Raw genomic sequence first — 19047 nt, forward strand, 5'->3', positions numbered from 1 at the left:
TGAAAATAGCTCAAGAAATTCGCGCCGGCAACGTCATCATGCACGGCAAAGACCCCATGGTCGTTCTCAAAACTGAATACAGCCGTGGTGGACGCAACTCCGCCACAGTGCGCATGAAGCTTAAAAGCCTGATTGCCAACTTCAACACCGAGGTGGTGTTCAAGGCTGACGACAAGATGGACCAAATCGTGCTCGACAAAAAAGAGTGCACCTACTCTTACTTTGCCGACCCCATGTATGTGTGGATGGACACCGAGTTCAACCAGTACGAAGTAGAAAACGAAAACATGGGCGACTCGCTCAACTACCTTGAAGACGGTATGTCGGCTGAGGTGGTGTTTTATGACGGCAAGGCCATTTCCGTAGAGTTGCCCACCAGCGTGGTGCGAGAAATTACCTGGACAGAACCCGCTGTCAAAGGCGACACCTCAGGCAAGGTTCTTAAACCCGCCAAAATTTCTACCGGCTTTGACATCAGTGTGCCTATTTTCGTGGCGCAAGGCGATAAGGTGGAAATCGACACCCGTACCGCCGAATACCGCAAGCGCGTTTAAGCCCTTGCCGTGAGCATGGCAGGCTCTGTATGCCAAGAGCCTAGCCCCCCATCCAGTGCCATGTCGGGAGTGCTGCGTACCTTGCCCTCAAGCCGGCTCATATAGCGGGGATAGCTGAAAAAAGCACCCGCTATAAGTTCATCGACATTGAGTTGGCGTGGGCGAACAGGCATGGGCACCATGTCAGTGGTCAGGCCCCAACCGGCATAGAAAGAGCGGCCATAACAGCTGACTTTTTTACCGCGCAGCAAGGCCTCAAAACCTGCCAACGAGGTCATGACATGAACCTCGTTGACTTTGGGCAACAAGTGACTCAGAGACACATCTCCCACACACTCATCGCACCAGAGTTGACGGTCTTGCCGACTGTTTTGAATGGCCTGAATGTCAGACCACACCAAGGGGTGAGGCTTGTAGACGATATAAGCATCAGCATTGGCCTGACAAACGGCTTTGAGTAAGCCAAGATTGGTGCGAATGCTTTGAATGCCGTGCTTGAGTGAGGGGTCGGACTCAACCTGACCAACCACCAAAATAACCCGCTCGACATTGACCGGGCGACGCCAATGAGGGCTGTGCGACTTGAAACGGTTGAGCCCGTTCATGAGCACATTTTGCCGAAACTCGGCTGCTTGGCTCAACATGTCTGAAGTAAATTCCATTTCCATCAAGACACCTTCAATGTCGTTCGGAAACAGCATTTGCTCAAACATGGGTGTATGAAAACGCTTTGTTTTGTAGACCATGACCCTCAACCTCAGTGTCAACTTCAAGAGTTACACCTTAACATAAAAAGTAGCTATTTATTATGAAAATTATTGAAATTTGAGTATTTAAAGATTTGTTTTAGCAACGGCGAAGTACAGCAATCAGAGTGGTCATTGTGAGAAGCAATGACTTTATTCGGGGTCAACGACCTCTGAGGCATCCGAGGCATCCAACGGCAAGCGTGCCAAGGCCTCGGCCTCGGGCAAGGCCTCCACGCCTTTCAAAACACGGCGCATTTGCTTGCTGCGGGTGTCGGCGCGGTCCAAGGTGTCCGCCGCTTTTTGTACCTGCTCGCGCACCTTGGCCACCCACTCGCCATAGCGGTCGAACTCGGTTTTGACCGCGCCCAGCACCTTCCACACCTCAGAGGCTTGTTTCTCCAACGCCAAGGTGCGAAAGCCCATGTGCAAGCTGTTCAAAATCGCGAGCAAGGTGGTGGGGCCTGCCAAGGTGACGCGGTAGTCCCGCTGCAAGCTGTCCATGAGGCCGGGGCGGCGCAGCACCTCGGCATACAAACCTTCCACCGGCAAAAACAAAATCGCAAAGTCGGTGGTGTGGGGTGGTGCCAAATAACTCTCGGCGATGCTCTTGGCCTCTTGGCGAATGCGTGACTCCATGGCCTTGGCCGAGGCTTCGGCGGCCAAGGGGTCGGCGCGGTCTTGGGCGTCGAGCAGACGCTCGTAGTCTTCGCGCGGGAACTTGGCGTCGATGGGCAGCCACACCGTAGCGCCATCGTCGCTGCGACCAGGCAGCTTGATGGCAAAGTCCACCCGCTGGTTGCTGCGCGGCTTGGTTTCCACTTGTTTGCCGTATTGCTCGATGGTCAGCACCTGTTCCAGCAAGGCTTCCAGCTGCACCTCGCCAAAAATGCCGCGGGTCTTGACGTTGCTTAAAACCCGTTGCAAGTCGCCCACACCTTGGGCCAAGGTTTTCATATGGCCCAAGCCTTGGTGCACTTGCTCCAAACGCTCGGCCACTTGCTTGAAGCTTTCACTCAGCCGCGCTTCCAAGGTGGTTTGCAGTTTTTCGTCCACCGTTTGGCGCATCTCGTCGAGCTTGGCGGCATTGGTTTTTTGCAGCTGCTGTAACTGCTGGTCCAAGGTGTCTCGCACCTCACCCATTCGCCTTGCATTACCCTCGCCCAGCGCTTGCAGTTGGGTATTCAAAGTGCCTTGCATCAGCGTCAGTTGCTCGGTGAGGGTTTGCTGCAACTGCGCCATGTTGTGCGACAGCTCTTGGCGGTCAGATCGAGAGGACTCGCTGATGGCGTAGCGCAACTCACGCTCCAAGCGTTCTAACTTGTCGTCAAGTTTGAGCAACGGATCTTCTTGGGTGGCGGCTTTGCTGGCATAGCGGCGAAAGATCGCCATGATCAGCAAAGCAGCCACGACCACAGCCGCGACCATCCAATTGTCGGTACTCATGCCAATCCCAGCACTTCAGGGTTGAGGGGGGTGAGGGCTTTGCCCTCGGTGAAGAAGGCAATCAGGTTGTCGCTGGCCAAGTTCGCCATGGCCAAACGGGTGGCCAAAGTACCGCTGCCGATGTGCGGCGTCATCACGATATTGCGGCACTTTAGCAACTCAGGGTTCAAACGTGGCTCGTTCTCGAACACATCCAAACCCGCGGCGGCAATTTGCCCTTGCTGCAGCGCTTGCGCCAGCGCTGCATCGTCAACAATGCCGCCACGGGCAATATTGGTGAGCGTGGCCGTGGGTTTCATCAGCGCCAACTCGGCCGCGCCTATGGTGTGGTGCGACGCTTTGGAATACGGCAATACCAAGACCACATGGTCGGCTTGCTGCAAAAGCGCTTGCTTGCTGACGTAAGTGGCTTTGCATTCGGCCTCGGTGCCAGCGTCCAAGCGACTGCGGTTGTGGTAAATGACCTTCATACCAAACCCCAAAGCACCTCGCTTGGCAATGCCCTGCCCTATGCGGCCCATACCGATGATGCCTAAGGTGCTGCCATGCACTTCTGCACCTGCAAATTGGTCGTAGCGCCAGTGCGTCCATTCGCCATTGCGGATGAATATTTCGCTCTCGCTCACACGCCTGGCAGCGGCCATCATCAATGCGAACCCTAGGTCGGCGGTAGTTTCATTCAGCACGTCGGGGGCGTTGGTGGCCAAGACCTTGTGTCGGGTCATGGCGGGAACATCGAAGTTGTTGTAGCCCACACTCAGGTTGGCGCAGATGCGCAGATGCGGGCAAGCCGCCAACACGGTTTCATTGACAGGCTCTACGCCTATGCACAAAGCAGCTTCGTGCTGGCTGAGTGCGGCTATCCATGATTCGGTGGTCCACAGCTTGTCGTCTTGGTTGTCGGTGACGTCAAAATGCTCACGCAAACGCGCAACGACTTCGGGGTAGGTGGGGCGTCCCACCAGCAACTTAGGTTTACTCACGACTGCACCATATTCAATCGACGCGACCACCAAGGAGTGATCGCTGGCAGCAAAGTCAATGTCCAAATGACCACCCAAGCGGTCAAGGGCATCAAGCCCTGAAGGTCTGAAAACTGCGCCACCGTGATGACAGCCAACACCACGGGGATGACGCCAGTCTCACGCACAGCGCAAAGAAACAATTTCTCTTTGAAAGAAATGCCAGTGAGCAACAAAGAGGCAAACACCGCCACAGGCCGCGCCACAAAGATAAACAACAAGGACACCAACAAGCCCATGAGAGCGGTGTCCATCAACATGGGCAGGGACACGAACGGTCCCACCATCATGAAAATGACGGGCTTGGCCACGCTCTCAATTTGCGTCTCGGTCTGCTCAATCAGGTGGTGAAAATGCGCCGCACTGCGGTTGAAATTGGCCAACAAACCTGCCACAAAAGCGGCCAAAAACCCATTGCCGTGCAGGGCCTGCGCCAGCAAAAACGTCAACAGTGGAATGGCCACCACCAGCGCAAAATCAAATGGCGCTTGAAACGGATGGTCGGCTTTGCGATAGCGTTCTAGCCAGACCATGGCAGCCCAACCGACCAAACCCGCCACCGTGCCAAAGGCAAACTGCTTGCCCAACTGAAACAGGTTGTCGGGGCTGAACAAGCCCTGCGCCAAGTTGCCAAGGTTATCCATCGGCACTTGCGCCAGCACCATGGCCGCCACGGCGGCGGTGAAGATGGCGCCTACCGCGTCGTTCAAGGCACTCTCGGCCACAGAGATGTCCACCACACGTTGGTATTTTTGCAAGAAGCGCACATTTTTCAAAGTGGGAATGAGCGCTGCGGGGTCTGTGGACCCAATGATGGCCGACAAAAGCGCCGCGGTTTTGCTGTCCAGCCCCAGCCACATCAGCAAGGCGAACATCACAAAGAAAGTGACCAAATAGCCTGCCACTGCAATCATCAGAGTGGGATAAGCGATCTTGGCAAACTGATGGCGGTCAAGCTCGTCGCCACCCGACTTCAAAATGATGGCAGCCAGCGCGGTACACACCACCACCGCCAAGGCCAGTTGCGCCGACAAGGGCGAAAGCGCATCGTGCAACACAATGCCCAAAAGTAATTGCAAAGTGAAGCTGGGAAACACCGTGCCAACGGACGCTTTGCTGGCCAACCAGCCAAATACCATCAACAAACCCAAGCACCACAGGCTTTGCGCCAAAGTGGCCTCGGTGCCACCCAAGCTTTGCAGGTGCGACAGCACATCGGGCGAGAAGGCATTGAGCTCGAGGGCAGCAACAAAAAGAAAAAACAAACGAAGGTAGGCCATGGCTTAAGAAGTGGGTTGTTCAATGTCAAACACCTGGCGCAAATAGGCCAAGTAGTTGGTGTCTTCACACATGTTTTTGGAAGGCGTGTCCGACAGCTTTGCCACAGGCTGACCGTTGCATTCCACCATTTTGATGACGATTTGCAGCGGCTCATAGCCCAAGTCGTTGGTCAGGTTGGTGCCAATGCCAAACGCCAGTTGGCAGCGGCCTCGAAAGCGTTGGTAAAGCTCGATGGTGCGTGGCACAGTTAAGCCGTCGCTGAAGATCAAAATTTTGGTGAGCGGGTCCACGCGGTTACTTTTGTAATGCTCAATCATGCGCTCACCCCATGTGAAGGGGTCGCCGCTGTCGTGACGCGCGCCATCGAAGAGCTTGCAAAAATACATATCGAAGTCGCGCAAAAACGGCTCAATGCCGTAAACATCGCTCAAAGCAATGCCTAGGTCGCCGCGGTATTCACGCGCCCATGTCTCAAAGCCAAATACTTGGCTGTCGCGCAAGCGTGGCCCCAAGGCTTGGCAAGCTTGTAGGTACTCGTGCGCCATGGTGCCCAAGGGCGTCAAGCCAAGCTTCATGGCAAACAGCGCATTGCTGGTACCGGCAAACCGCCCTGTCGCACCCGAGCCCAAACGAGAGGTCAACACCCGCAGCACTTCTTCATGCCACGCTTTGGAAAAACGTCGGCGGGTGCCGTAGTCGGCGATTTTCAAGTCGCCCAAGTCAGCCTCTTGCAGTTGGGCGATTTTGGTGTCCAAACGTTGGCGACCTTCCACATAGTCAGGCACCGGCTGGGTATGACGGAAATACACCTCATTGACGATGGCCAGCACCGGGATTTCAAATAAGATGGTGTGCAACCAAGGGCCGTGAATGCGCATATCAATCTCGCCACTGGGCAGCGCCACGACGTCGATGTATTTTTCATTTAAGCGAAACAAGCCTAAAAAATCCACAAAGTCGCTTTTGATGAAGCGCATGGCACGCATCCAATCGAGCTCTTGCTCGGTGAATTGCAGCTTGCACAGCGAGTGAATTTCAGCGCGGATGTCATCCACATAGGCAGCGAGCTTCACGCCTGTGGTGCGGCATTTGAATTTGTAGCTCACCTGCGCACCTGGGAACTGGTGCAGCACCGCCTGCATCATGGTGAATTTGTACAGATCGGTGTCAAGCAAGCTGGTGATGACCATGGGGCTTACTCCAGCCAAGTGGTGAAAGAGGCCACGCTCTCGCGAGGTGTGCGAAAGGTGTTAACGATATCGCCCTCGTCGGCGTAGCCCAGCGCCATGCCACAGACCAGCATTTCGTTGTCACCTGCGCCTATGTGCGGCAGGATGATCTTGGCAAAACCGTTCCACGCGGCTTGCGGGCAGGTGTGCAGGCCGTGACCACGGGCGGCCACCATCAAGGTTTGCAAAAACATGCCGTAGTCCACCAGCGAGCCACGCCCCATGACTTTGTCCAAGGTGAACATCAAGCCGACGGGGGCATAGAAGAAGCGGTAATTGCGTTGGTGCTGGGCATGCATTTTGTCTTTGTCGCCCTTGCCAATGCCTAGCAAGCCGTACAAGCTCCAGCCGTTCTCTCGGCGTCGGTCGATGAAGGGGCTGACCCATTTTTCGGGGTAATAGTCGTAGGCTTCGCGGTAGTCATTGGCCATGTCGGGGTTGGCGCGGATTTCGTCGTGGGCGGCGCACACCTTCTGCACCAAACTGTCGCGGCTTTTGCCTTGCAAGACATACACCTTCCAAGGCTGGGTGTTGGTACCCGAGGGAGAGCGAGCGGCGAGTTCGAGCAACTGCGTTAACACCTCACGCGGCACAGGCTGCGAGGTGAAGGCTCGGGCCGACATGCGGGTGGTGATGGCTTGGTCAACGGCATTCAGGGTGGCTGTCATGCGAGGTCCTCTAAAACTTTTTGTAACTCTGGGGGCAAAGCGCTGACGGGGCGGCGGGTTTGGCTGTCCACATACACATGCACAAAATGCCCGTGGGCAGCGGTAAGTGCTTCGCCTTCGGCAAACAAACCCACCTCGTAGCGCACACTGGACGAGCCTATGCGCGCCACCCGCAAACCAGCGTCCACGTTTTGCGGAAACGCAAGCGACGAAAAGTAATTGCAATGCGTCTCCACCACCAAACCAATGGTTGCACCGTGTTGGATGTCGAGCACACCGTGTTCGATCAAATGCGCATTCACCACGGTGTCAAACCAGTGGTAGTAAATAACGTTGTTGACATGGCCATAGGCGTCGTTGTCCAACCAGCGGGTGGTGATGCGGCGAAAGATGGGGTAAGCGTCACGCCCGTGGGGTTGGGGGCGAGCTGAAGTAGAGGCGGTCATAACGGCTGATTTTGCCAGTCTTGCCAACTGCTGAAAGCTTGGGCAAAACTGTTCATTTGCACCTGTACCGTGTCCTCGATCTGCTTGCCGTAACCGCCAGCCATCGCCATGGCCAAAGGGATGCGCCTGTCGTTGGCCCACGCCAGCACACAGCGGTCTCGCTCTTGCAGACCTTCAAAGCTCAAGTTCAGGCGCCCCAAGCGGTCGCCCTCGTGGGGGTCTGCGCCAGCCAAGTAAAACACCAAGTCGGGCGCACAGCGGTCTTGCAACTTGCGCAAAGCTTCATTCAAAGCGTCCAGATACGCCGCATCGCTGCAGCCGTCAGGTAACTCCACGTCAATATCGCTGGTCTCTTTGCGAAACGGGAAGTTTTTTGCGCCGTGCAGCGAGAGGGTGAATACCGTGGGGTCGTCACGAAAAATATGCGCGGTACCGTTGCCTTGGTGGACATCCAAATCAATCACTGCCACTTGCAAATCCCCTTGCAGCTGCCTGCCCCACTCGGCTTGCATCAGCCGTGCAGCCACCGCCACATCGTTGAAAACGCAAAAACCGCCGCCCTTGTCGGCATAGGCGTGGTGGGTGCCGCCAGCCAAATTGGCCGCAATACCTTCTTTCATGGCCAGTCTGGCCGCGCTTATGGTGGCGCCCACCGAGCGCCTGGCCCGCTCAACCATGCCCTCGGACCACGGAAATCCAATTTCTCTTTGGGCTGCAGGGGGCAAACTGCCCTTGAATACCGCCTCTATATATGTAGGCGTATGAACCAGCGCCAACTCGCCTTCGCTGGCGGGTTCGGCCAAAAGCAGACCCAGTTGCGGCATGTCCGCCGCCAAGCTTTGCCTTAAGAGCTCGTATTTGCCCATGGGAAACCGGTGACCTGCCGGCAAGGTCTGAATGTGGGTGGCAGCGTAAAAAAGCTTCATTTGTCAAAGATTGTGCGGGTAAAAGTGCCATAAATCCTGAAAAGACTGGATTTGCGCCAGATCAAAAGGGTTTAGAAAACCACGTCTAATTTGTTGCATTGCAACAAATAACACTTGATTTGACCAGTATTAACCCTATACTTCAATCCATGCTGCGCCGCAACAAAAAAACAAAACGCAGTGACCAGGTTCCCACTTTTAACTTCTTCAAAGGAAAACACCATGATGACCGCAGAACAAATGATTGCCGCCAACAAAGCCAGCATTGATACACTTTTCGGCCTGAGCCACAAAGCTTTCGCCGGCGTTGAAAAATTGGTCGAACTGAACATGGCCGCTGCCAAAGCTGCTCTGTCTGACAACCAAGACCACGTCCACGCCCTGATGAGCGTCAAAGACGTTCAAGAACTGATGGCTCTGCAAGCGGGCTACCTGCAACCCTTGAGCGAAAAAGCGGTTTCTTTCAGCCGCCACATGTATGAAATCGCTTCCAGCACTGGCAGCGAATTCACCAAGGCTGTGGAAGAAAAAGCCGCTGAAACACAAAAAACCGTCACCAATTTGGTGGACTCTGCTGTGAAAAACGCACCTGCTGGCTCTGAAACTGCTGTGGCCATGGTCAAGAGCGCCATCGCTGCCAGCCAAAGCGCTATCGAAAGCGTTCAAAAAGCGGTGAAACAAGCCACCGAAGCTGCTGAATCCAATATGCACGCCATGGCTGCTTCTACTGTTGCCACCGCTACCCCCAAGGCTTCACGCAAGCGTTAATTTGCTTTGACGGTCTTAGAAAAGGGCTTCTTTCGAGAAGCCTTTTTTATTTGGCCAGTGCCGCTTTAAGCGCTGGCAAGGCCAGTTTCATGGCAGCCCTGCCCGCTTCTATGCTTTTCTTGCGGGCGGCAAACTCGGTGCTGCCCACATCTGGCATGGCGGGTCGCACAACCACTTCAGCTTGCGCCATTTCTAACTGGCTGATGCTTTTACCCATGATGCTGAAAGTTTGCAAAAGAACCTTCAGCATATCGGTGGTTTTGGCGTCTTCGGGACGGCTGGAAATATCCACCGCAATGACGATATCTGCGCCCATCTGACGGGCATAGCGCACAGGTACAGGCGAGACCAAACCACCGTCCACATAGTCTTTGTTGCCAATGCGCACAGGCTCGAACACCGAGGGCACAGCGCTGGAAGCTCGCACCGCAGTGGCGATATCGCCACGCCTGAACAAAATACCGTCTCCGCTTTGCAAATCGGTGGCGACTATCCCTAAGGGCATCTTCAGGTCTTCGATCTTGGCGCCGTTGAGTTGCGAGTTGATGTAGCGGCCCAGTGCATCACCGCGCAACATACCTCGGCTCATGAAAGGCACGGTCCAATCGGTGAGCTGCGACTCGTCCATGCTGTCGGCCAACCACTGCAACTGTGCACCCGTCTTACCGCTGGCGTAAAAAGCGGCTACCACGCTGCCCGCGGAAGTGCCCACCACCATGTCCGGCTTGATTCCGTTTTCCTCCAAGACCTGAATCACCCCAATGTGCGCAAACCCGCGCGCCGCACCGCCGCCCAAAGCCAGCCCCAATTTAGGTACTTTCTTTGGCGCAGGGACTTGCGGTACTTCAGGCTGTACAACCACCTCGGGGGGTTTGACGGTGGTGCAGGCAGCCAAGGCCATCAGCAAAGCGGCCAAACCGAGTTGGCAAAAGCGGCGAGAAAAAGCTGTGAAGTTATGCATACGCCGATTGTCACCCAGCAGGCACTGCGATAATCATTGGCTTATCTCATTTAGACCGTATTGAAAGGCAATTCATGCAAATCAAGGGCAATGTATTTATCGTGACCGGCGGTGCGTCCGGTTTGGGCGAAGGCACGGCAAGACTTCTTAGCCAGGCTGGTGGCAAAGTCGTTATCGCGGATATGCAAGACGAAAAAGGCCAAGCCATCGCCGCTGAGTTGGGCGGTGTGTTCATGCATTGCGATGTTTCCAATGAAGAGCAAGCCGCGGCCGTTGTCGCCAAAGCGCAAAGCTTGGGCAAATTGAGCGGCCTCATCAACTGTGCAGGTATCGCCACCGCCGAGCGTACGGTTGGTAAAACCGGCCCGCATTTGCTGGCAGGTTTTCAGCGCACTATCAATGTCAATTTGGTGGGCAGCTTCAACATGATTCGCTTGAGCGCTCAGGCCATGAGCACCAACCCTCCCGAAGCCACAGGCGAGCGCGGTGTGCTCATCTCTACCGCTTCGGTGGCGGCCTATGACGGCCAAATTGGCCAAGCTGCGTATTCCGCTTCCAAAGGCGGCATTGTCGGCATGACCCTGCCCATCGCCCGCGACTTGTCCAAACTGGGCATTCGCAACATGACCATTGCCCCTGGCATTTTTGGCACGCCCATGATGTTCTCCATGCCCAAAGAAGTGCAAGAAGCCTTGGCTGCAGGTGTGCCCTTCCCCTCGCGCTTGGGTACACCCATGGATTACGCCAAATTGGTGATGCATATTTTGGACAACGACATGCTCAATGGTGAGGTCATCCGCCTTGATGGTGCGATTCGCCTGCCGCCAAAGTAAGTGCGCAAAGAAGTACTCGCTCTAACGCTTAGCTTGTTCGCAGGGTATGCGCAGGCTCAGCTGAATTACCGCATTCCCGATTTGCCAGAGGCAGCCAGCGGCTACCAAGCTAAACCAGGTTGGCACCTCAAGCAGCGCGGTGTGGCAGCGGCCAACCCTTTGGCCAGCGATGCGGGTTACCAAGTCCTGCAAGCTGGTGGCACGGCGGTGGATGCCGCCATTGCAGTACAAATGGTGTTGACATTGGTGGAACCGCAGTCGAGCGGCATTGGCGGCGGGGCCTTTTTGCTGCACCACGACAGCGAGCACTTGCAAGTTTTTGACGGACGAGAAACCGCCCCCGCCCTAGCTACCGAGCGTTTGTTTTGGCTGCAAGACAAGCCCATGGCCTTTAACGACGCCGTGGTGGGTGGCCGTTCGGTGGGTGTGCCAGGCTTGCTGCGCATGTTGGAAAAAGCACACCAGCAACACGGCGCACTGGCTTGGGCGCAATTGTTTGAACCCGCTATTGCCTTGGCCGAGGAAGGCTTTCCCATCAGCCCACGTTTGCATACATTGCTGAGTGCCGATACCACGCTGCAACGCGACCACCAAGCCTTGGCGTACTTTTTTCAGTCGGATGGCACACCTTGGCCCGTAGGACACCGTTTACAAAACCCCGCCATGGCGGCTATCTTCAAGCGCATCGCGCAAGACGGGGCAGACATTTTTTACACGGGCGAAATTGCCCAAGCGATGGCCGACAAAGTGCAGCAGCACCCCGCCAACCCTGGCTTTCTCAGCCTGCAAGATTTGCAAAAATACGAGGCGCTGGAGCGTGATGCCCTGTGTTTTTCACATGCCAGTCCCTTCAGCACCACCCAGCAGGTACAGGTCTGCGGCGTGGGTCCACCCAGCTCGGGCTTGATCACCATAGGGCAAATCGTGGGTATGCTTGCCACCGACCCCAGCAACCAACTTCCCCCCTCCCCTTGGACTGAGCGCAACACCGCCATTCCCAGCACAGCTTGGCTGCACAACTACAACGAAGCAGCTCGTTTGGCATTTGCCGATCGCGCCCAGTTCATCGCAGACCCTGCTTTTGTTGGCCCCCCTGCCCAAGACTGGGACGAGCTTCTAAATACCGCGTATTTGCAGTCACGTGCCAGCCAAATTGTCGATAGGCGAATTCCGCAGGTAAGCGCCGGCAACCCTGGCAGCCGTTTACAGGGAATGGCTCCCATGCCAGACCAAACCGAGTATGGCACCAGCCACATCAGCATCGTCGATGGCTTGGGAAACGCCTTGGCCATGACCACCACCATCGAGAGTGGTTTTGGCGCTCGCATGATGGTCAGTGTGGAAAATTTGCCCGGTGGTTTTTTGCTGAACAACCAATTGACCGACTTCAGCTTTACCCCGCAAGACCAGCACGGCCGCCCTGTTGCCAACCGTGTTCAAGCGGGCAAACGCCCTCGCTCCTCGATGAGCCCCACCTTGGTTTTTGCTGAAAACCCCGACCACGAACGCGGCGAATTGCTGGCCAGTTTGGGTAGCCCAGGGGGCGCCATGATCATCCACTTCACTGCACAAACTTTGTGGGCCCTTTTGCACTGGGAGCTTGACGCCCAGCAAGCCATCAACCTGCCGCACTCTGGGGTGACCGGCGCAAACACACCCTTGCTGCTGGAAGCGGGCTTGTTTCCCTCTGCCACTGTGTCGAATTTACAAATTCTTGGTCATTCGGTGAAAGAAATAGACATGCCCAGCGGCTTGCAAGCGTTGCAGCGCCTAGGACCCGATTGGTTTGGCGCAGCCGACCCGCGCCGCGAGGGCGTGGTCGCTGGCGACTGAGATGGCCATACCCCAATCTTTCATCCAAGAGTTGATCAACCGCACCGATGTGGTCGAGGTGGTGGGGCGCTATGTGCAGTTGAAAAAGGGCGGCGCCAACTACATGGGTTTGTGCCCTTTTCACGGCGAAAAGTCACCCTCTTTTTCTGTCAGTCCCACCAAACAATTTTTCCATTGCTTTGGTTGCGGCAAAAACGGTAACGCCATTGGCTTTTTGATGGAGCATGGCGGCATGAGCTTCATCGAAGCGGTGAAAGATTTGGCGCAAAGCTATGGTCTGCAAGTGCCTGAAGACGAAGCCGACCCTGCACAGCGCCAACGCGCCCAGCAACAGCGCCAACGCCAAGCCACTTTGAACGAGGTGCTGGAAAAAGCAGGTGAGTCTTACCGCAAACACCTCAAAGGCAGCCCACAAGCGGTGGCCTACCTCAAAGGCCGAGGCTTGTCGGGTGAGGTCGCCAAGCAATTTGGTTTGGGCTATGCGCCCGACGGATGGCGCAGCTTGGCCAGTGTTTTTGCCGACTACCAAGATACTTTGCTGGTGGAATCGGGTTTGGTCATCTCACACGAAGAAAGTGGCGAAGAAGACAAGCGCTACGACCGCTTTCGCGACCGCATCATGTTTCCCATTCGCAATGTCAAAGGCGAGTGCATAGGCTTTGGTGGGCGTGTGCTCGGCGACGGCACACCCAAATACCTGAATTCCCCAGAAACCCCTGTGTTCAGCAAAGGCCGAGAGTTGTACGGCTTGTTTGAAGCGCGAACTGCCTTGCGCGAAGCTGGCTATGTGTTGGTGACCGAGGGATACATGGATGTGGTGGCTTTGGCTCAACTGGGCTTTCCCAATGCAGTGGCCACCTTGGGTACGGCTTGCACCACCGACCATGTGCAAAAACTGTTTCGCTTTACCGACTCGGTGGTGTTCAGCTTTGACGGCGATGCAGCTGGCAGACGAGCCGCCCGAAAAGCGCTAGACGGCGCCCTGCCCTTTGCCAGTGATACCCGCAATGTGAAGTTTTTGTTTTTGCCGGCGGAACACGACCCCGACAGTTTTGTACGCGCTTATGGCGCAGATGCATTTTCTCGGATGGTGTCTGACGCCACGCCCCTGTCCCGCTTTGTGATGGAAGTTGCCCGCGATGGCTGCGACATCGAAACCGCTGAAGGTCGGGCTTTGCTCGCTGCTCAAGCCAAACCGTTGTGGTTAGCAATGCCCGAGGGCGTGCTCAAAACCCAAATGCTCAATGAACTGGCCAATGCAGTCGGCATCGGCCCGCACGAACTGCAGCGTTTATGGCTGGCTTCTGCACCCTCAGGCACCCCTGGCTTTAACCCCTCCACCAAGCCTGTTCATAAATCTGGGTTTGCCTCCACCAGCCCTTGGACACGCACAGGTAACAGTAAACGCCCCCCACCCATAGGCATCAACCTGCGCAGCAAAGCGCCTTCGCGCCACGACAGGGCGTTGCAAATTTTGTTTGCGGATATGCAGCAATGGGATGGCTTGTCTGCACACCAACACCACTTGCTGCTGGAAATGCCGGCACCTTATGGCGAGTTGATGGCGTGGCTCAACCAGCAGTGGTTGGAAAACGGTGTGCAACCCTTGGCAGGCTTGCGCGAGGGCTTGCGTGGACACGCCCTTGAAGCGGTGGTGTCGCGCTTGATCGATGACGCCCTTGCCGACATCGACAGCGATGCAGGTGAATTGCAAAGCATCATGTTGGCTTTAGAAAAAGACCAACTCTCCCAAGAGATAGACAGCTTGACCCGCCGCATGGCGAGCGACCCACTGGCCTATGAGCGCATCAAGCAATTGAATGGCCGTTTAGCAGTCCTGAAAAAAGCCCCTCTGGTATAATCCACTTTTCCATAGCAAGCGCGACAGCAACACCTCCGGGCCAGGCCAAACGTGACTTCGTTCACAACCCGCCGTTCACCGCAAGGACTGCATACCAAATGATCGCCCTTTCAACTTGCTTGGAACCCCTGCCACTGTCCTGTTAGCGTGCTTAAAAGTACGCTGATACCCCTTTTTGTTGTCCAAGGATTGACATGCCAGCCAAGAAGTCCACAAAGCCTGCCAAGGCCAAAACAGCCGCTAAACCATCAGCGTCCTCCGCGAAACCTGTCCCCAAGAAAGCCTCTCCTGTGTCGACTGCCAAAAAAGCCCCTGCCAAACCTGTTGCCAAGCCTATCGCCAAAACCGCCGCCAAGCCTGAGGCCAAAGTAGCCGCCAAGCCAGTTGCGAAAACTGCGGCAAAACCTGCGGCTAAACCTGTTGCAAAAGCCCCTGTGAAAGCTGCCGCCAAGCCAAGCGCAAAAACGCCAGCAAAAGCACCTGTCAAACCCAGCGCTGAAAAAGCCAAACCACCCAAAGCTACCGCCAAAGCTGCGGCCAAAGGCAAAGCGGCTAAAAAAGGTCTGCCTGCCAATGAAGACTTGGTCGACTTAGAGGCCGAATTTGCCGAAGAGACCGTAGCCACTGGCGAGAAGGTCAAGCCTTTGCGCATGAAGATCAGCAAGGCCAAAGAACGCGCCTTGATGAAAGAGTTTGGATTGGACGAAGCCGTCTTGTCCGAAGAAGACTTGGCCAAACGCCGCTCGCGCTTAAAGACCCTGATCAAACTCGGCAAAACGCGTGGCTACCTGACCCATGGCGAAATCTCCGACCACCTGCCCGACAAACTGGTTGACGCTGAGACCATGGAAGTGGTTATCACTATGCTGAACGACATGGGTGTTGCGGTGTACGAACAAACGCCCGACGCAGAAACCTTGCTCATCACCAACACCGGCCCCACCGTGGCCAGTGAGGAAGAGGCAGAAGAAGAAGCCGAAGCGGCTTTGTCGACTGTCGATAGCGAATTTGGCCGAACCACCGACCCGGTGCGCATGTACATGCGCGAAATGGGCACAGTGGAACTGCTGACCCGCGAAGGGGAAATTGAAATTGCCAAGCGCATTGAAGGCGGCTTGATGGCGATGATGGAGGCCATCAGCGCCTCCCCCGCCACTGTCGCTGAAATCTTGCGCATGGCCGAAGACATACGCGAAGGTAAGGTGGTTATTTCCACCATTGTGGACGGCTTTAGCAATGCCAACGAGGCTGACGACTATGTGGCCGAGGAAGACTTCGACGAGTTTGACGACTCCGATGATGACGATGGCAAAGGTGGATCTAAAGCGCTCACCAAGAAGCTTGAAGAACTCAAAACCGAAGCTCTTACCCGCTTTGACCGTGTGCAAACCTTGTTTGAAAAGATGCGCAAGGCCTTTGACAAAGAAGGCTACGGTTCACCTACTTATTTGAAAATCCAAAAATCCATCAGCGAAGAGTTGATGACCGTGCGCTTTACCGCTCGCACCATTGAAAAATTGTGCGACTTGGTTCGCTCACAAGTCGATGATGTGCGCAAAAAAGAACGCGAACTGCGCCGCATCATTGTGGACCGCTGTGGCATGCCACAAGACATGTTCATCAAAGAGTTCCCCGTCAATTTGTTGAATCTGAAATGGGTGGAGAAACAGTCTGCTGCGGCCAAGCCTTGGTCCGTCACCATGACCCGTAATATTCCTGCCATCCAAGAGTTGCAGCAAAAACTCACAGACATTCAAACCCGCGTGGTGGTTCCCTTGGCCGAACTCAAGGACATCAACAAGCGCATGAACGAAGGCGAGCGTTCCTCACGCAACGCCAAGAAAGAAATGATCGAGGCTAACTTGCGCTTGGTCATCTCGATTGCCAAAAAATACACCAACCGTGGCTTGCAGTTCCTTGACTTGATCCAAGAGGGCAACATCGGTTTGATGAAGGCCGTGGACAAATTCGAATATCGCCGAGGCTACAAGTTCTCCACTTACGCCACTTGGTGGATTCGACAGGCCATCACCCGTTCCATCGCCGATCAGGCCCGCACCATCCGTATTCCGGTGCACATGATCGAGACCATCAACAAGATGAACCGTATCAGCCGCCAGCACTTGCAAGAGTTTGGCTTTGAACCCGATGCGTCTGTCTTGGCCGAAAAAATGGAAATGCCCGAGGACAAGATTCGCAAGATCATGAAGATTGCCAAAGAGCCTATCTCCATGGAAACGCCCATCGGCGACGATGACGATTCGCACTTAGGCGACTTCATCGAAGACGGCGCCAACACAGCGCCGCTGGAAGCTGCCATGCAAGCTGGTTTGCGTGACGTTGTGAAGGAAATCTTGGATGGCCTCACACCCCGCGAAGCCAAGGTTCTGCGTATGCGCTTTGGTATCGAGATGGACAACGACCACACCTTGGAAGAGGTGGGCAAACAGTTTGACGTCACACGCGAGCGTATTCGCCAAATCGAAGCCAAGGCTTTGCGCAAACTCAAGCATCCCAGCCGCTCTGACAAACTGCGCAGTTTCATCGACACCCTATGACCGCAGCCAACAACCGACGTGGCGTGATCGCCATGTCGGTCGGTATGGCCAGCTTTGTTTTAAACGACTCGCTGGTCAAGTACGTCAGCGACAGTTTGCCCCCATCCCAACTGATCTTTTTGCGTGGGCTTTTGGCCATGTTGGGTTTGGCATTGCTGTGTGTTTACATGGGCACTTTCAAAAGCCCACGCAGCGCCATCACGGCTTTGCGTGACCGCTGGGTATTCATTCGTTCATCGTTAGATGGTTTGGCCAGTCTGGTGTATTTGACTGCGATGTTTCACATGCCCTTGGCCAATGCCACGGCTATCAATATGGCAACCCCTTTGCTGATCGCCCTGCTATCGGGACTGATACTGGGTGTGAGGGTGAGCTTGGGTAACTGGCTCATCATCGCAACCGGTTTTGCCGGTGTGTTGCTGGTGGTGCAACCCCAGACTAATGGCTTTAACCAGTGGGCTTGGGTCTGTTTGGGTGGCACCTTGCTACACGCTTTGCGCGACATCAGCATGCGTTTTGTGCCATCGCAAATCCCTTCGATGATCGTGACCTTGAGCACAGCGACAACTGCCACCTTGATGGCGGGGGTGTGGAGTTTGTGGCAAGACTGGGCAGCGGTGAGCATGACCTCTTGGGCGTGTTTGGGTGGCGCAGCGGCGCTACTTAGCATTGGCTATTTCCTGCTGATTCAAAGTACGCGTAGCGCCGACCTGACCGTGGTCGCTCCGTTTCGCTACGTGGGCTTGCTGACCGCCGTGGTCATGGGCTTTGTGGTGTGGGGGGATATTCCCAACACCATGGCATGGTGCGGTATGGTTTTGCTGGTCGGTGCAGGCTTGATGATGCTGCGCAGTCAGCACGTAGTGAATGCAACCCCAGATTTATTGGAATAACGACCTTTACAATTTAATATGACCGTTTCGTTACTTAAGGTCATACAGACGATGCTTCTATAGTCTCTCAAAAAAATCTGTTTTTAAAAATAAATTTGAAATTGTCATAGTAGTTACCCTAGGTGACGCTAATCTAGCAACAGGAGTGACTCGATTGTCCTTCGACAGCTTGTACATGCCATTCAAAAGGGAAAGCATCAAATGTTTAAATCTTTGCGCAACTTACTTACAATTTTGATATGCCTGAATTCTCTTGCTGCACATTCAGCATGGGATATCAGTGAAGCATCCTCAGATCGACAACTGTTTGCATCTTCACAATCATTAGCCACAGATGGTGAACTTCGCTTTGTGAAACAGATGGCCAGCAACGACAAGCCCAATCAAGATGGTTTTCTTTATGTTGAAAGCATTGCTCAATACAGTTGCACCAAACAGGCTTACCAAATCGTCTTGGAGACTGGATACAAAACTTGGGATGCCGCTGGTCGGCCAGTAGATAAAAACTTAGGCGTTTGGAAAGAAATAAAAAACGGCAGTCCTGAGCAAAGTTTGCTGAACAAGATGTGCGTTACTTTCTTGGCTGAAGATATCAATACGAAGGCAGGCAAATAATTCGTTCAAATTGTGCGTCACATGTGAACGATATCTAAATAAAAATCATATTGCTTTTTTGTCATAATTTTGACATTGAATGATGCTAGGAAAAGGCTAAAATTCAGTCATCCTTACAACATCAACAACAACATGCGTGCCATCAAAAAAGTTAAAAAAATTATCGAACATTCGCCTGAGTCGACTACCGGATTAGTTTATTTAAGACTCATACTCGCATTGGAATCGGAAGAAGATTTTCTCATCAAAGAACTTTACAAATTGAATGCCCATGATTTTGAGTTAGCTATAGAACTCATGAAAGATTGGCGAGTTGATCGTTTTTACATTGGAAAAGCCAAAGCATTTGATATGGCTACCCACGCCTCAGACTTAGCCAGTAAAAAGCAGACAGCAGATTGATACGG

General features: G+C 54.5%; 18 protein-coding genes. 9 read left to right on the top strand and 9 right to left on the bottom strand.

Annotated elements, in window-relative coordinates; genetic code table 11:
• Positions 1–554: elongation factor P (gene efp / locus AC9UEO_RS11160; protein WP_509533308.1), on the top strand; the 554-nt coding region annotated here is incomplete at its 5' end.
• On the opposite strand, the gene AC9UEO_RS11165 is transcribed toward efp, so the two are convergent.
• The 8 genes from AC9UEO_RS11165 to AC9UEO_RS11200 all read right to left on the bottom strand — a co-directional run bounded on the left by AC9UEO_RS11165 (position 551) and on the right by AC9UEO_RS11200 (position 8318).
• Entirely contained in the window at positions 551–1300 is a 750-nt protein-coding gene (locus AC9UEO_RS11165; protein WP_509533310.1) for a capsular polysaccharide export protein, LipB/KpsS family, read from the bottom strand. The two genes, efp and AC9UEO_RS11165, sit on opposite strands and share 4 nt — an antisense overlap.
• 153 nt (positions 1301–1453) lie before the next feature.
• Positions 1454–2746 (bottom strand): DNA recombination protein RmuC, encoded by a 1293-nt coding sequence (locus tag AC9UEO_RS11170; RefSeq protein WP_509533312.1) that lies wholly within the window; start codon positions 2744–2746, stop codon positions 1454–1456.
• Positions 2743–3729: a 2-hydroxyacid dehydrogenase gene (locus AC9UEO_RS11175; RefSeq protein ID WP_509533314.1), complete on the bottom strand. Its 987-nt coding sequence runs from the start codon at positions 3727–3729 to the stop codon at positions 2743–2745. Before AC9UEO_RS11175 ends, AC9UEO_RS11170 begins: the two co-directional genes overlap by 4 nt.
• Positions 3726–5048: a cation:proton antiporter domain-containing protein gene (locus tag AC9UEO_RS11180; RefSeq protein ID WP_509533317.1), complete on the bottom strand. Its 1323-nt coding sequence runs from the start codon at positions 5046–5048 to the stop codon at positions 3726–3728. The genes AC9UEO_RS11175 and AC9UEO_RS11180 overlap by 4 nt, the downstream gene beginning before the upstream one ends.
• Positions 5049–5051: 3 nt before the next feature.
• The gene (pncB, locus tag AC9UEO_RS11185) at positions 5052–6239 is read right to left on the bottom strand and encodes a nicotinate phosphoribosyltransferase (protein WP_509533320.1); all 1188 of its coding nucleotides are present in this window, start codon (positions 6237–6239) and stop codon (positions 5052–5054) included.
• A gap of 5 nt (positions 6240–6244) precedes the next feature.
• Entirely contained in the window at positions 6245–6946 is a 702-nt protein-coding gene (locus AC9UEO_RS11190) for a nitroreductase (protein WP_509533323.1), read from the bottom strand.
• The gene (locus tag AC9UEO_RS11195) at positions 6943–7392 is read right to left on the bottom strand and encodes an acyl-CoA thioesterase (protein WP_509533325.1); all 450 of its coding nucleotides are present in this window, start codon (positions 7390–7392) and stop codon (positions 6943–6945) included. The genes AC9UEO_RS11190 and AC9UEO_RS11195 overlap by 4 nt, the downstream gene beginning before the upstream one ends.
• Positions 7389–8318 carry a histone deacetylase family protein gene (locus tag AC9UEO_RS11200; protein ID WP_509533327.1) on the bottom strand — a complete coding sequence of 310 codons (930 nt, stop codon included), beginning with the start codon at positions 8316–8318 and terminating at the stop codon, positions 7389–7391. Before AC9UEO_RS11200 ends, AC9UEO_RS11195 begins: the two co-directional genes overlap by 4 nt.
• A gap of 222 nt (positions 8319–8540) precedes the next feature.
• On the opposite strand from AC9UEO_RS11200, the gene AC9UEO_RS11205 reads away from it, so the two are divergent.
• On the top strand, positions 8541–9086 hold the full coding sequence (locus AC9UEO_RS11205; RefSeq protein ID WP_509533330.1) for a phasin family protein: 546 nt from the start codon (positions 8541–8543) through the stop codon (positions 9084–9086).
• Between the two features lie 46 nt (positions 9087–9132).
• Here the strand turns inward: AC9UEO_RS11205 and AC9UEO_RS11210 are convergent, their stop codons facing one another.
• Entirely contained in the window at positions 9133–10047 is a 915-nt protein-coding gene (locus AC9UEO_RS11210; RefSeq protein WP_509533333.1) for a patatin-like phospholipase family protein, read from the bottom strand.
• Between the two features lie 74 nt (positions 10048–10121).
• On the opposite strand from AC9UEO_RS11210, the gene AC9UEO_RS11215 reads away from it, so the two are divergent.
• From AC9UEO_RS11215 to AC9UEO_RS11245, 7 genes are all read left to right on the top strand, one after another.
• Complete coding sequence (locus AC9UEO_RS11215) at positions 10122–10880, top strand: 3-hydroxyacyl-CoA dehydrogenase (protein ID WP_509533336.1); 759 nt, start codon at positions 10122–10124, stop codon at positions 10878–10880.
• Entirely contained in the window at positions 10881–12713 is a 1833-nt protein-coding gene (locus tag AC9UEO_RS11220; RefSeq protein WP_509533339.1) for a gamma-glutamyltransferase family protein, read from the top strand. It abuts the gene before it with no gap.
• 1 nt (position 12714) lies between these two features.
• Positions 12715–14574: a DNA primase gene (gene dnaG, locus AC9UEO_RS11225; RefSeq protein WP_509533342.1), complete on the top strand. Its 1860-nt coding sequence runs from the start codon at positions 12715–12717 to the stop codon at positions 14572–14574.
• 194 nt (positions 14575–14768) lie between these two features.
• Positions 14769–17132 (top strand): RNA polymerase sigma factor RpoD, encoded by a 2364-nt coding sequence (gene rpoD / locus AC9UEO_RS11230; protein ID WP_509533344.1) that lies wholly within the window; start codon positions 14769–14771, stop codon positions 17130–17132.
• Positions 17129–18025: a DMT family transporter gene (locus AC9UEO_RS11235; protein WP_509533347.1), complete on the top strand. Its 897-nt coding sequence runs from the start codon at positions 17129–17131 to the stop codon at positions 18023–18025. The genes rpoD and AC9UEO_RS11235 overlap by 4 nt, the downstream gene beginning before the upstream one ends.
• Before the next feature lie 201 nt (positions 18026–18226).
• Positions 18227–18640 carry a surface-adhesin E family protein gene (locus tag AC9UEO_RS11240; RefSeq protein ID WP_509533350.1) on the top strand — a complete coding sequence of 138 codons (414 nt, stop codon included), beginning with the start codon at positions 18227–18229 and terminating at the stop codon, positions 18638–18640.
• Positions 18641–18772: 132 nt separating this feature from the next.
• Positions 18773–19042 (top strand): hypothetical protein, encoded by a 270-nt coding sequence (locus AC9UEO_RS11245; RefSeq protein ID WP_509533352.1) that lies wholly within the window; start codon positions 18773–18775, stop codon positions 19040–19042.
• Positions 19043–19047 lie beyond the last annotated feature (5 nt).

Source organism: Limnohabitans sp., from assembly GCF_040401495.1.
Taxonomy (GTDB): domain Bacteria; phylum Pseudomonadota; class Gammaproteobacteria; order Burkholderiales; family Burkholderiaceae_C; genus Limnohabitans.

Excerpts from the sequence above, each read along its gene's own strand:
- AC9UEO_RS11210 (WP_509533333.1), bottom strand. The coding sequence starts at position 10,047 with ATGCATAACTTCACAGCTTTTTCTCGCCGCTTTTGCCAACTCGGTTTG.
- AC9UEO_RS11235 (WP_509533347.1), top strand. The coding sequence starts at position 17,129 with ATGACCGCAGCCAACAACCGACGTGGCGTGATCGCCATGTCGGTCGGT.
- AC9UEO_RS11195 (WP_509533325.1), bottom strand. The coding sequence starts at position 7,392 with ATGACCGCCTCTACTTCAGCTCGCCCCCAACCCCACGGGCGTGACGCT.
- dnaG (WP_509533342.1), top strand. The coding sequence starts at position 12,715 with ATGGCCATACCCCAATCTTTCATCCAAGAGTTGATCAACCGCACCGAT.
- AC9UEO_RS11190 (WP_509533323.1), bottom strand. The coding sequence starts at position 6,946 with ATGACAGCCACCCTGAATGCCGTTGACCAAGCCATCACCACCCGCATG.
- AC9UEO_RS11170 (WP_509533312.1), bottom strand. The coding sequence starts at position 2,746 with ATGAGTACCGACAATTGGATGGTCGCGGCTGTGGTCGTGGCTGCTTTG.
- pncB (WP_509533320.1), bottom strand. The coding sequence starts at position 6,239 with ATGGTCATCACCAGCTTGCTTGACACCGATCTGTACAAATTCACCATG.
- AC9UEO_RS11200 (WP_509533327.1), bottom strand. The coding sequence starts at position 8,318 with ATGAAGCTTTTTTACGCTGCCACCCACATTCAGACCTTGCCGGCAGGT.
- AC9UEO_RS11205 (WP_509533330.1), top strand. The coding sequence starts at position 8,541 with ATGATGACCGCAGAACAAATGATTGCCGCCAACAAAGCCAGCATTGAT.
- AC9UEO_RS11180 (WP_509533317.1), bottom strand. The coding sequence starts at position 5,048 with ATGGCCTACCTTCGTTTGTTTTTTCTTTTTGTTGCTGCCCTCGAGCTC.
- AC9UEO_RS11165 (WP_509533310.1), bottom strand. The coding sequence starts at position 1,300 with ATGGTCTACAAAACAAAGCGTTTTCATACACCCATGTTTGAGCAAATG.
- AC9UEO_RS11245 (WP_509533352.1), top strand. The coding sequence starts at position 18,773 with ATGCGTGCCATCAAAAAAGTTAAAAAAATTATCGAACATTCGCCTGAG.
- AC9UEO_RS11240 (WP_509533350.1), top strand. The coding sequence starts at position 18,227 with ATGTTTAAATCTTTGCGCAACTTACTTACAATTTTGATATGCCTGAAT.
- AC9UEO_RS11215 (WP_509533336.1), top strand. The coding sequence starts at position 10,122 with ATGCAAATCAAGGGCAATGTATTTATCGTGACCGGCGGTGCGTCCGGT.
- rpoD (WP_509533344.1), top strand. The coding sequence starts at position 14,769 with ATGCCAGCCAAGAAGTCCACAAAGCCTGCCAAGGCCAAAACAGCCGCT.